Origin of the sequence: Rhodococcus sp. NPDC057135, from assembly GCF_042670865.1 — a bacterium.
In the GTDB taxonomy this organism is placed as follows: Bacteria; Actinomycetota; Actinomycetes; order Mycobacteriales; family Mycobacteriaceae; genus Rhodococcus_F.
Genome location: NZ_JBHUUU010000022.1, coordinates 69,977 through 82,154, shown reverse-complemented (window position 1 = coordinate 82,154; position 12,178 = coordinate 69,977). Strand labels below are relative to the sequence as shown.

The 12,178-nt window shown below is 61.6% G+C and carries 10 protein-coding genes; 6 read left to right on the top strand and 4 right to left on the bottom strand.

Annotated features, from left to right (window positions below):
• Positions 1 to 56 precede the first annotated feature (56 nt).
• On the bottom strand, positions 57 to 695 hold the full coding sequence (locus ACFT1A_RS29315) for a PadR family transcriptional regulator (protein ID WP_378449865.1): 639 nt from the start codon (positions 693 to 695) through the stop codon (positions 57 to 59).
• 43 nt (positions 696 to 738) lie between these two features.
• The gene (locus ACFT1A_RS29310; RefSeq protein ID WP_378449864.1) at positions 739 to 2,064 is read right to left on the bottom strand and encodes a serine hydrolase domain-containing protein; all 1,326 of its coding nucleotides are present in this window, start codon (positions 2,062 to 2,064) and stop codon (positions 739 to 741) included.
• An 86-nt stretch (positions 2,065 to 2,150) separates the two neighbouring features.
• On the opposite strand from ACFT1A_RS29310, the gene ACFT1A_RS29305 reads away from it, so the two are divergent.
• Positions 2,151 to 3,743 (top strand): D-alanyl-D-alanine carboxypeptidase/D-alanyl-D-alanine-endopeptidase, encoded by a 1,593-nt coding sequence (locus tag ACFT1A_RS29305; protein WP_378449863.1) that lies wholly within the window; start codon positions 2,151 to 2,153, stop codon positions 3,741 to 3,743.
• A 135-nt stretch (positions 3,744 to 3,878) separates the two neighbouring features.
• Positions 3,879 to 4,541, top strand: a complete 663-nt coding sequence (locus ACFT1A_RS29300) for a GAP family protein (RefSeq protein WP_378449862.1) — start codon at positions 3,879 to 3,881, stop codon at positions 4,539 to 4,541.
• A gap of 51 nt (positions 4,542 to 4,592) precedes the next feature.
• On the opposite strand, the gene ACFT1A_RS29295 is transcribed toward ACFT1A_RS29300, so the two are convergent.
• Positions 4,593 to 6,056 (bottom strand): glycoside hydrolase family 5 protein, encoded by a 1,464-nt coding sequence (locus tag ACFT1A_RS29295; protein WP_378449861.1) that lies wholly within the window; start codon positions 6,054 to 6,056, stop codon positions 4,593 to 4,595.
• A 177-nt stretch (positions 6,057 to 6,233) separates the two neighbouring features.
• On the opposite strand from ACFT1A_RS29295, the gene ACFT1A_RS29290 reads away from it, so the two are divergent.
• Positions 6,234 to 7,154 carry an alpha/beta hydrolase gene (locus tag ACFT1A_RS29290; protein ID WP_378449860.1) on the top strand — a complete coding sequence of 307 codons (921 nt, stop codon included), beginning with the start codon at positions 6,234 to 6,236 and terminating at the stop codon, positions 7,152 to 7,154.
• A 51-nt stretch (positions 7,155 to 7,205) separates the two neighbouring features.
• Here ACFT1A_RS29290 and ACFT1A_RS29285 read toward each other — a convergent pair whose 3' ends face one another.
• Positions 7,206 to 8,375, bottom strand: a complete 1,170-nt coding sequence (locus tag ACFT1A_RS29285) for a PucR family transcriptional regulator (RefSeq protein WP_378449859.1) — start codon at positions 8,373 to 8,375, stop codon at positions 7,206 to 7,208.
• 192 nt (positions 8,376 to 8,567) lie between these two features.
• Here ACFT1A_RS29285 and ACFT1A_RS29280 point away from each other — a divergent pair, with 192 nt between their 5' ends.
• The 3 genes from ACFT1A_RS29280 to ACFT1A_RS29270 are packed head-to-tail and all read left to right on the top strand — an operon-like array spanning position 8,568 to position 11,904.
• Positions 8,568 to 8,825 carry a DUF3311 domain-containing protein gene (locus tag ACFT1A_RS29280; RefSeq protein ID WP_378449858.1) on the top strand — a complete coding sequence of 86 codons (258 nt, stop codon included), beginning with the start codon at positions 8,568 to 8,570 and terminating at the stop codon, positions 8,823 to 8,825.
• A complete protein-coding gene (locus ACFT1A_RS29275; RefSeq protein ID WP_378449857.1) occupies positions 8,822 to 10,315 on the top strand; it encodes a sodium:solute symporter in 1,494 nt (497 codons plus the stop codon). The genes ACFT1A_RS29280 and ACFT1A_RS29275 overlap by 4 nt, the downstream gene beginning before the upstream one ends.
• A complete protein-coding gene (locus ACFT1A_RS29270) occupies positions 10,315 to 11,904 on the top strand; it encodes an amidohydrolase (RefSeq protein ID WP_378449856.1) in 1,590 nt (529 codons plus the stop codon). The genes ACFT1A_RS29275 and ACFT1A_RS29270 overlap by 1 nt, the downstream gene beginning before the upstream one ends.
• Positions 11,905 to 12,178: the final 274 nt, after the last annotated feature.

The following is a 12,178-nucleotide window of genomic DNA, read 5'->3' as shown; positions in this document are numbered from 1 at the left end:
GTTGCGAGCGCGGCCGATACCGTCGTGCCGGTCTTCTACGATCTTCCGTGCGGAAGCTAACTGCTTCCGTCGTCTATCGCACGGGCGAGGGTGGAGAGGGTGCGCTTGCGGTGGGTTGTTGCGGGTTGCACCGTGTCGGGCCAGTCTGCAGTTTCTTCCAATGCCCAGTCGGCCCATTCTGCGATGTGGTTGAAATGGCCGATCATGAATCGGTTGGCCAACGCCATCAGGTGATTTTGTTGGGGGAGTGTACCGGCTTCGGGAGCCGAAATACGTTGCGCGTGTGAGACGAACAGACTTCGGGATTGAGTTGCCTGTTCGCGCATGGTGGTCAGGTTGGACCGCAGGTCGTCGATCGTCCCTTGATGGGCGAAGATCACGCGGATCATGCCTTCGAACTGCAAGGCCGGCGGCGTGGACTGGGTGGCGAGCCAGTCGCTCAACGCGGTTCGGCCTTCGTCGGTGATGGAGTAGACGGTGCGGGAGCGCTGAGTGCCTTTTGTGACCGTGGTGGCCGTGACCAGGCCGCGCTCGAGCAGTATTTTTGGGGCGTTGTATCGCTGGCGGTCGGCGCTGGGCCACAATTCGGCGACCCCGCGCCCGACCTGCTCGGCGATTTCGTATGCGGACCAGTCCTTGGTTGTCAGCAGTCCCAGGATCATGTACGAGGTGGGTGTGAGATCACGCTGAGCCACATGGCTCCCTTCGCTCCGCGGTTGGCATCCAAGACTACAAGTGTTACTTCCCTTCGCCGTTCGCATCCTCGGTGTCGGCGATGTCGTCGGATGCATCCTGTGCGGGTTTGCCGTAGATGAAGGGGACGAGCGCTCCAGCGACGGCAGACGCCGGCGCGAAACCATCAGCGGTTGGTGCCAAATTTCCCCACACCACCATGGTCACATCGTTGATCGGGTCGTACCCCATGAAGGAGTTGTAGCCGGGAAGTTCGCCGATATGGCCGTACATCGGACCCATTTGAGCGATGCCGTATCCGTATCCCGCGGATCCCTCGCCATCTGTGGGTTGCACACTGTTCAAACGCAACTCGTGTGTGGCCGGACTGAGGAGTGACCCGGTGCCTAAAGCTTTGACCCATGTCGCCATGTCGTTCGCAGTCGAGATTCCCTGACCTGCGGACCACGTCCACGAAGGATTGTGCATCGTGGTGTTGAACGATCTTTCGGTGCCTGCAGCGATCGCGTCGAGGCGAGATTGTGGGAGAGCCTCTTTGCCTTCGCCGAGCGTTTCGACGTTCCCACTGTAGGTGTAGCCGTCTGCATAAGGCGTCGGGATGCTGGTGTCGGTGTTCGCAGGAAACGATGTCCCGGTCAGTGCGAGTGGCCCGAAGAATCGGTCCGCGAAGATCTGCTGAATCGGCTTGCCGTCTAGCTGCTCGGCGATCAAGCCGAGAAGAACGGTGTTGGTGTTGGAGTAGTGATAACCGGTGTCGGGCGCGAAATACGGCGGCTGGCTCAGGCCCATCGCCAGTAGCTCCTCGGGTGCCCACACTCGCTCCGGTTGCTCGTCGAGCGCCCGGTTGAGTTCGAGGGTTTCGGTGTAGTTGTACAGGCCGCTACGCATGTCGAGTAGGTCGCCGATTGTGATGTTGTCCCCGTTGGGGACATCGGGGCGGAACTTACTGACCGGATCGGTTACCGCCAGCTTGCCCTCGTCGACCAACTGCAGGATTGCCGTACCGGTCCAGGTCTTGGTGTTCGAGCCCACGCGAACCTTGGTGTCCAGAGTGGGAGGCTCGTTCACACCTTCTCGGACCGAACCCCACGTGTTGACGTACTGCTGCGTCGGTGTCGTGATCATGACCACCATCGCGATCTCGCGGAACTGCTCCGCCTTCTCGGAGACGGCGGAATCCATTGCAGCGCTGTCGAAAGACAAAACAGCGCTGTCCGTAGACCCGGCAGAGGTCGGCGCCGACGAGGAGGGGGACGCGGAATCGGTTGCGGACGAACAGGCTGAGAGCAATAACGCCGTGGCGATACCGACCACGGCCACTTTGCGAACCTTGACGTCGTGTCGTGACGTCGACTTCCCATCAGAGTTCATGAAATGACTTTAAGCGATACTGCACTCTGCATGCTGCACTTTGCAGTAAATTACGACAAATCAGTCATGCATCCTCAGGAGCGTCCATGCCGTACACCGCATCAGCTCGTGCCTTCGCTGCCTTGGTCAGCGTCGGCGTCGTCCTCACCGCATGTTCGTCGCAGCCGTCGAATTCCGAAGTCGCATCGGCTCCGACGCAGCAAATTCCGCAGGAGGCAACCCGCATCATGACCTCCGATCCATACGCCATGGCTCGATGGTCGTATCTCGTAGTCGACCCCGACACAGACGAGGTGATCTACAGCAACAACGCTGACAACTCGATGTTTCTGGCCTCGCAAACCAAACATTTCACCGTCGGCACCGCCTACGACACCCTCGGCGTGGACCGCACCGTCACGACCCCCGTATATGCCACCTCCGTTCCCGTCGAGGGCACCCTCACCGGTGATCTCGTGCTCGTCGGCTCCGGTGACCTTGCGCTCGGCGGGCGCAATGCGGCACAGGGCCGATTCGACTTCGCCACCGACGGCATCGACCACGTGTACGCCGACGCCCTACCCGGAGCTGTTCTCGCGCCCGGCGATCCGCTGGCGGGCCTGAACGATCTCGCACGACAAGTAGCCGGCTCCGGCATCACTCGTGTCAACGGCGACGTCCTCGTCGACCCTCGTCTGTGGGACACCTACGAAACCGTCGAAGGCCTCGTCCCGTCGATCTTCGTCAACGACAACCTCGTCGATATTCAGGCGAGCCCGGGTGCGGTAGGTGAGCCCGCCACCATCGACATGCTTCCCGGAAACAGCCTGTTCCGCGTCGATGCACAGGTCACCACCGGTGAAGAAGGTAGCGATTCGACGCTGAAGGCAGCAGTCGATCCGTCCGATCCCACCCAGATCAACGTGACCGGTTCGGTACCGGCTGGAAAGACCTCGCTGACTGTCTATCGCATCACCGATGCAGCTACGTGGGCCCGCCATCTATTCGTAGAAGCACTGCGTCGCAACGGAATCGAAGTCGCGACAGTATCTCGTACCAACAACGCAGCTGCTCTTCCGGCCGATCGGACATATGCCGGCAGCCGACAAGTCGCGAACCTGCAATCGGCACCACTTTCGCAGTCGGGAGGGATGATCCTCGCAACGAGCTACAACACCGGCGCCAACACGTTCTTATGTCTGTTGGCGGTAGCGGCAGGATCGTCGTCGTGCAGTGACGGTCTACCTACCGTCCGGGCACTCGCGGAGAAAGCAGGTATTGCAGCGTCTGATCTTGTGGTCATGGACGGTCAGGGCGGAGATCCGTCGCAAGCGACACCCGCGGCCGTCGTCAACTGGCTCGACTGGGTGGACCAGCAGTCCTGGGCAGACGCATTCTGGGCAGGTCAACCGGTGCTCGGTGAGCGAGGTTCACTGTCCGGCGTCGGAACCGACAGTCCCGCGAAGGGGAAGGTCATCGGTAAGACGGGAACATCCGCCGACGTCGAAGCCGACACCGGCAGGTTGATCGTGACCCTTCAAGCGCTCTCGGGTTACATGATCACCCCCGACGATCGCCGACTTCTGTTCGTCGTAGCCGTCAGCGATGCAGTGTTTCCCGATCTGCCTCGTGGAGTCTTCCAAGTCGGGGGTGACGTGGGCGGTGTTGCCGCTGCGTTCCAACAAGCACAGACGAGCTGACACGGGACGAGACGGAGGTACGGCGGTTCGGGCACTCATCCCTTTCGAATGAGGCGTAAACGATGTAGGCGCACAGGGTGTCAGCATTGGCGCGCAGCGGTATCGACTGCGCCCCGATGAGAAACGAGTTTTGACATGGGTTCCGTTATCGGAGATCTCCTCCCCATAGCCGTCGGCGTCGCCGTGTCGCCGGTAGCCGTCATCGCCACTATCTTGATGTTGCTCTCCAAGCGAGCGGGTAGCACCAGCGTCGGGTTCGCGGTGGGCTGGCTACTCGGAATCTTTATCGCTACAGTTCTTTTCGTCATCCTGTCCAGTGCCGTCAGCACTTCGGACGATGGACCGTCTGCCACGGTTTCGTGGATCAAACTGGCCCTCGGTGTCCTCCTGTTGACGGTCGGGGTCAAGCAGTGGCGGGGGCGCAGCGGCGAGCACGAAACACCGAAGTGGATGCAAGCCGTCGACGAGATGACCGCGGTCAAGGGCTTGGGCCTCGGATTCGCGCTCGCCGCGATCAACCCGAAGAACCTGCTCATGTGCATCGCTGCCGGAGTGTCGATCGGTTCGGCGTCGCTGGCGACCAGCGGAGTGATCACCTCGATCCTCGTCTTCACGATCATCGCCAGCTCAACTGTCGCGATCCCGGTCATCGGATACCTGGTGGCTGCTGATCGCCTGCGCGAGCCGTTGGCCAATCTCAAAGTCTGGCTCCAAGACAACAACACCACGGTGATGAGTGTGTTGATCCTGGTCGTCGGCGTTGTTCTGATCGGCAAGGGAATCGGCGGAATCTTCTGACACCCACTCTTTCACGTGGTGTGAACGCACAATTCCCGGATGATCGTTCGATCAGGCTGGTTTAACCGCGTAGTCGCCGTCGGCGTGGCCGATCAGTTGCCATCCGCCCTCGATCGGGGACAGTCGGACGTCGGAGAGATTCGTGATCTCGAGCTGTGGCCGGTCGGTTCCTGGGTACCAGGCCTCGACCCTTCCGGAGCCGGTCCCGGTAAACCCGTTGCGCGACACCTCCGTCAGCGTGCCGGGCGCTGCTCGCGGATACGCTCGCGAGAGTGGAACGGCGAATCCCTCGACGAGCCCGAGTGATTCACCGGACGGGCAGTCGATGCGATTCAGATTTCCCTGCGGCTGATGGGTATTGCCGTCGCGAACGGGGTGGGGGTCACCGCACGCTTGGTTCCATGACCACCACGCGCCGCCCATCCGGTACTTGTCTGTGGCGTCGACGAAGCGGTCGACGTCTGCTCCCTGCTCGTCGGCGTCCCCGAACCAACCCCATTCGCCCGTCCACAACGGGGCGTCGTACCAGTCGGCGGCGCCGTCGGCGATCCGAAATCCGTCTTCGATCGCGGGGAATTCGCTACTGACCGTGATGGATTCGCTGTAGAGGTGCGGCGAGAACACCACCAGAGGATCGGTCAGGTACTTGCGCGGTGGCAGTGCGTCGAAGCCGAATGCCGACCAGATCGCACTGGGTTCGAAGAACACCAGGTGCGGGAACCCGCCTGCTTCGGCTTGCCGGATGGCGTCGGTGGCGCGCTGGTAGAACTGCCCGATCTGGTCTGCTGCGGTGAAGGGGTCGCGCAGACCGGGGTTCGGTTCGTTCAACAGGTCGTATCCGGCCACCGCGGGTTCGTCTTTGAACTCCGCGGCCAACTTCGCCCACGTCGCCACCAAGCGACTCTGGATTCCTTGCTCGTCGTCGTAAAACGCCTGGAAGGCATGGGCGATGGCCGGCGCAGCTTCCCGGAGCCCGCCGATGTTGCAGGTTGTCCATCCGCCGGTCAGGGTTGCCCACTCGGGTGCGCCGTCCCAGCCGACTCCCGGTCGCATGAATGACGGGCATGACTGGTCGCTCGGGGTGCCGACGTACGGGCCCCATGCGTCCTGATGCATGTCGAGAACGGTGTAGATGCCGTGGTCTTTCGCATCCTCGACCGCTACTCGAATGCGGTCGACGTACGCAGTGTCGAATGTTCCGCGGGTCGGTTCGAGGAGTGACCACGCGACGTTGAGTCGTACGACGTTGAAGCCCAGCGCTGCCATGTGCGCGAAATCCGTTCGTCCCAGCGGCGTAACGGTGGGTAGCCCGGTGCCGTTGGTTGCGTAGTCGTTGAGACCGTTGGCGTTCACGCCGCGTAGCAACACCGTTCGTCCGTCGACGTCCTTGATCGTGCGATCTGCGACAGTCAGTTGGGGGAGAGACCAGCCCGATTCCGGTGGTGCGGCGTGAGCGGCCGGAGCTGCAATCTGAAGTGCCAGGATTGCAAGGGTGGCAAGCAGCAGCGCGCGCATTCGTAAACCTTTCTAGACAAACGTCCAATTCCGAGATGAGGCTAGCGTGACAACGCCTTTTTCCGGCGCGCTTTGCTCATACCTGTCACGGTCGCCTTGTTGCCGAGTACACGTCGGCTACGTGCTGCTGCTGGAGGTGCGAACATTGTCGACAAGTCTCGACCCAAGGGAGCCCCGGTGAAGCTTGCATTGACCGATCTGATCGAACGAGTGTCTCGTGACGATGCTGCGAGTACCCGAGCGTTCTACGAGTCGCGGCCCGCCGGCGTCGGTCCGAGTTCAATGCAGGAACTGCTTGTGGTGCGAGCCTCCAGGGTGGTTGATCCCACGGCGACCCGGGCTGTTGAACACACACTCGACATCGAGGGCCGATCCGTTTCAGTTCGCGTAGTCACGCCGAAAGACGGCGATGTCAACGGGGTCTACCTATATCTTCCGGGTGGTGGTTTCTACATGAGTTCAGCGGCTAGCTCTGACGCTCGCAGTATGAGACTCGCCGACGCGGTCGGAGTAGCAGTGGTTACCGTCGACTACCGGCTTGCGCCGGAATTCCCTTGGCCGGCAGCGCCGGACGACTGTGAGGCGGTCGCTTTGTGGCTGCTTGACGTCGCTGCCGAACGGTTCGGGACGACCAGGCTAGCCATTGGTGGTATGTCGGCGGGAGCAACTTTGGTGATGACAACGTTGCTGCGCCTTCGCGATCGAGGTCTGGCCATGTCATTTTCGGGTGCGGTGCTGGAAGCGGGCACGTACGACGTCAGTGCCCAGACTCCCGCTGGCCGCACCATCGGCGACGAATACTTCATCGAAGCCTATGTGGGCCATGTCGGTGACCGCACTCTCCCGGATATTTCTCCGACATTCGGCGACCTGAGCGGCTTGCCGCCGACCCTCGTTGTCGTTGGATCAGAAGACGTGGTCCTGGCTGAGAACCTTGCCATGGTGGCGCGGCTGTCGGCGGCCGGAAACGACGTCGACTTGCGTCTCTATCCTGATGTCCCGCATGGATTTACAAGCCATCCAACGCCTGTTGCCCGCCGCGCTGCGTTGGATATAGGTGCCTGGCTTGGGCAATGTCTCGACGGCGAGTCAGAGTGACAAGCACGGGCGCGGTTCAGCGTGCAGAGGACACGCGACTTGCGTCCGATGTCAGATGTTGGCGAGTGTTTGACGATGAAACAACTCTAGGCTCACCATCGATTTCATCAGGCCGTCGAGGGTTCGCGCATCCCATCCCGTCAGATGCTGCCATCGGTCGAGTCGATAGGTGACAGAGTTTGCATGCAGATGGATGTCACGGGCGGCAGCGCTGACGGAGAACCCGCTTCGGGCGAAGGCGCGGACGGCATCCATCAGATGTGAGTGCTCTTCGGCCACGGACGCCCCAGCCCGCAGGAGTGGCAGAAGCTCGTTCTGGTGGGCGGCAAGGGTGGCGATGAGCCATTCATCGGTAAAACTGACCGTCGTGCCCGGCGCTGTCGCCAACTGCACTGTGCGCTCGGCGTCGGTGATGCTTTGAGCTGCGCCGACGAGTCCGACCCGGGACATTCCGATACCTATTGACGTTCGTGGATGATCTCGCATGATTGCGTGGATGACGTCTTCGATCGGTTCGCCCTGACACATCACGATTACTCGGGTGCCGTGTCGACTGCATTGTGCGACAACGTGCACGGAATCCAGGGTTCGTTGCAGGTGTTCCACTTGTGCTTCTGACCATTCGTCTTCGACGACCGATAGCGCTTGGAACGATTTCTGTGGATCGAACCCGAGGGTTTGTGCCAGCTCTCGGGCGTTGCTCATTTCCATATCCGTTGCACTGTGCAATGTTTCGAAGAATCGGTAGCGAACGCCGGCGCGAATGGCCTGCTCGCTGCGCGTCGCCTCGGAGTGTCCGACCGCGACCGCGCTCGTCGCAGTGTGAACGAGGTCCCAGAGTTTGCCGCCCGCCTGCAGCAGTTCGTGTGTTGGTTTCGTGGACCGCTCGACCATTGTGTTCCAGAGCTCCCGAGAGGCAATGTGATAGGTCTCGATGACATTGGAGAGCGGGAGCCCTTGCATCGCACGGCGGCGCCCGAGCTCGCGGTTTCGGTCGGTGTCTTCTGTGGTGAACGTTTCGTTCTCGGCAACGGCACACAGCATTGCGGACAACTGTTTACGGATGTAGTTGCCTTGCTCGGCCACTGGTACCGCAGAGTAGGCCGGGAGTTCGCTGCGAATCTGCTGTACCGCGCGCTCGGTGAGCGCTTCGAGCTCGTCGGAAACCTCGCGACACAACCGGCGGATCGTGTCCTCTTCTTCGACGTCGGACACGTTCACCGGCTTCTCCTTCATGCGTGCTTGGTGCGTCCCGTGAATATCACGAACGAGCGTCGCGGATTCTGGGGTTCGCCCATGGTCCCGCCATAGTGACGGGAGGCACACTCAACGCTAGACCGGACGACGATTCGACGGCAAAACGCCCCTCGCCTCATCTGCTCCGGATCGATCAACGGCTAAGGAGCCACAATCATGTCCAACGAGGCGAAGAGTGCCTTGCTCGCAATCGGAGTTCCGTTCGTCGGGGTGCTGGGCGGGATAGTTGCGCTCTCCGAATCCGAAATGACCGTTCTCGGATTCCCGATTTTGTTCGCGTGGCTTTTCCTGTGGATGCCCTTGACTTCGCTATGTCTCCATTTGGCATGGAAGTTATTCGACTGCAAGGACTTCGAGGAAGCGGAACGAATCGAACTGGCTCAGGCCAAGGCCGAGATCGGGGACCCGACATGATCGCTGCAACATTTACGCTCGTGCTTCTCCTCGCGCTCGGCGCCGGGGTGCTTTCACGCCGTGGAAGCAAGAAGGAGATCTCCGACTACCTGGTGGGTGGGCGATCGTTCGGTCCCGTACTGGTTTTCATCCTGGGGGCAGGTGAGGCGTACAGCATCGGCACGCTCATCGGATTCCCCGGCGGCGTGTACGCCCACGGGGCAAGCTACGGCGTCTGGTTCATCGGATACATCTTGCTTGCCTACCCGATCGGATACTTCTTTGCGCCCTATCTCTGGCGGGCAGGCAAGCGGTACAACGCGATGACGCTACCCGACGTGGCAGGGCGGCACTTTCGCTCGCGCGGACTGGAACTGACAATCGCGATTGCCTCGGTAGTGTTCCTCATTCCCTGGGGGCAGTTGCAGCTTGCCGGCCTCCAGGTCGCACTGAGCGGACTGGGCATCACCATCAACCCGACGGTGGCGGTTTTTGTCGGCGCCGCGCTTGCTCTTCTCTTCCTCCTGCTTTCGGGTGTGCGTGCGCCGGCGTTCGTGTCCTACGTCAAGGATGCAGCTCTGCTGTTGGGAGCGATCTTGATCGGACTCGCCGCCACGGCCAAATCGGGCGGCATCACGAAGCTCTTCGCCGATGCGGCAACGCATGGGGCCGGGCCGGCTTCGCAATCCACCGTCACCGGTTCGTCGCTGACCTTCGTGCTCACCACAATCGTGTTCCAGTCACTCGGCTTTTTCGTTTTCCCGTTCATCGTGCAGGCGGTGCTATCGGCGAAGTCCGAGGCAACCCTCAAGCGAGTCGCCCGATTCAACCCGCTGTACATGCTCATGTATCCCTTCCTCGTCGCTGCAGCCTTCGGCGCAATTTCGTTGCTGCCGAACAAGCTCGAGGGCGCAGAGTCCAATGAGGTGCTCCTGCAACTGTCCCGCCTCGTGCTCCCGGACTGGCTGACCGGAGTGGTGGCGGGTGGTGCGGCACTGTGCGCGATCGTGGTTCTGTGTGGTTCGGCGCTGGGAATCGGCTCGATCGTCTCTCGGAACATCGTTCCTGGAATACCCGAATCAAGTCAGCGAGTGTGGGTGCGCGGGGTGATCGTCGCCTATCTCGGCCTCTCGCTGCTCCTCACGCTCGCCGCACCCCAATTGCTGCTGACGCTGGTGAACACCGCGTACTACGGGGTGACCCAGGCCGTGGTGGTGTTCGCGACGATGATCTTCGGATGGAAACTGCGACCGGCAGCGCTCGCGATGGGCGTGGTACTCGGCGACGTGGTGGTGCTCTGGCTGTACCTCGACACACACGGAGCGGTATCGACGTGGTTGTCGGACCACGGCATCAACATCGGTGCCGCAGCCCTCGTGCTGAACGTGTTGTTCGTGTTCGCTACCCGGCTGATGTGGCCTCCTGTCGAAGCGGTTTCGGGCCTCCGCGCAGAAAATCGATCGGCACCAGCGTCTTGCCCCGTCACCCCGACCGCAAAGGCGGATATCTGATGACCAGGACATTACTCACCGCAGATGCAATCTTCACCCACGATGCGGCGTCACCTCAGGTGGAGGCCCTTGTGCTCGATGGAGGCCTGGTTGTCGCCACCGGAAGTCGAAAGGACATGGGGGAGCACGTCGGACCGCAAACTCGTCGGCTCGATCTACCTGGCGCAACTGTGATCCCGGGGCTCATCGAGTCGCACATTCACCCGACCTACGCCGGCTTGACTGACGGATGGGCTGATTGCCGGACACCCCCGTGCGCCTCGATCGCGGATATCCAAGCGGCGCTGCGGAACTCCGCTCCCACTCACGGCTGGATACGTGGATGGGGGTACGACGACACCCAACTTCGAGAAGGTCGCCATCTCACACGCGATGACCTCGACGCAGTCTGCACTGACCGCCCGATAATCGTTCTGCACATCTCGGGGCACTTTGCGGTGGCAAACACCGTTGCGCTCGCAACTGCAGGTATCGACGAATCGACGGTGGATCCCGAGGACTCGCAGTTTCCGCGTGGGGCGGACGGGAGGCTCACCGGGATGGCCTGGGAAATCGATGCCGTGGCCCGGCTGAGCGCCGCGATCCCAGACCTGACAGAGGCGGAGGTGCAGACCGCGCTGCTGCGTAGCTTGACGCTGGCGCGTTCGCGGGGAATCACGACCGTGCACGATCTCGGGGTCGGCCTGTCGGCGGGCATGCAGGAATTGGCCGCCTATCGTGCCCTAGACGCCATGGGCCAGATGCCCGTGCACACGGTTGGCTTCCTTCGGGGTGATCTCGCGATCGCGGAACTGGAGGGAGGGAACATTGCTTTCGCAGCTAATCCGGACCCAGGGTCACGCTTCCGTTTGGCCGGCGCCAAATTCTGGGCGGATGGGTCCATTCAAGGGTTGTCCGCAGCTCTGCGGACCCCGTACACGTGCAGCCCGAACCATCACGGTGATCTGCTCTATCCTCAGGAGCAACTCGACGCCATGGTTCTCCGGGTCCACCGCGCGGGAGGGCAGGTCGCGGTGCACGCCAACGGCGATGCGGCCGTAGCCGCCGCTATCTCGGCTCTGCGAAGTGCACACTGCAGCGACAATCGTCGAGCGCGGCACCGTATCGAGCATTGCCAGGTCAGTGGGCCTGCGGACCTGGAAGCGATACGTGATGCCGAGATCGGGGTGAGCTTTTTCGTCAACCATGTCTTTCATTGGGGCGATCGTCACCGTGACCGTTTCCTCGGTCCTGAGAGAGCCGGCAACCTGGACCCGCTGGCGTGCGCCGATGACATCGGCTTGAAATTCGGGCTGCACTCGGATTGCCCGATAACTCCGATGGATCCCCTCCAGACGATTAGGACCGCTGTGAATCGACTGACCATGGGCGGTGCCGTGCTTGGCTCCCACCAACGGATCGGAGTGCAGCGTGCAGTACAGGCCATGACCGTGGACAGTGCGTACTTAGTTCACGATGAAGGACGGGCAGGGATGCTGGCGCCGGGTCGCCGTGCGGACCTTGTCGCACTCGACGGCACTCTTGCTGCTCTGGCAGATGCTTCGATCGCCATTCCGCAGCCTGCACTGGTCATGGTCGACGGCCGGTAGCTCGTGAGATTGATTTCTTCGCAACGGTTGCCAGCTCGATGTCGAGATTTGTGCAGTTGCTCGACAGTGAAGTTGTTCAGCGACGGACAGATACGGGTGCCGCCGCGGCCGCGGTCTGTCGTTCGAGCGGGTCCAGCGTGGTCGATGGAACTGCAGTGACGGGATTGAGTTCCTTCCCGCATGATGGCGGCTGTCCGGGCACCTGAACACATGTCCGGTTTCTGGGCCAAAGTCGGGACGAGGAGCGCGCCGCCCTTGTAATCTCGCACGTGGT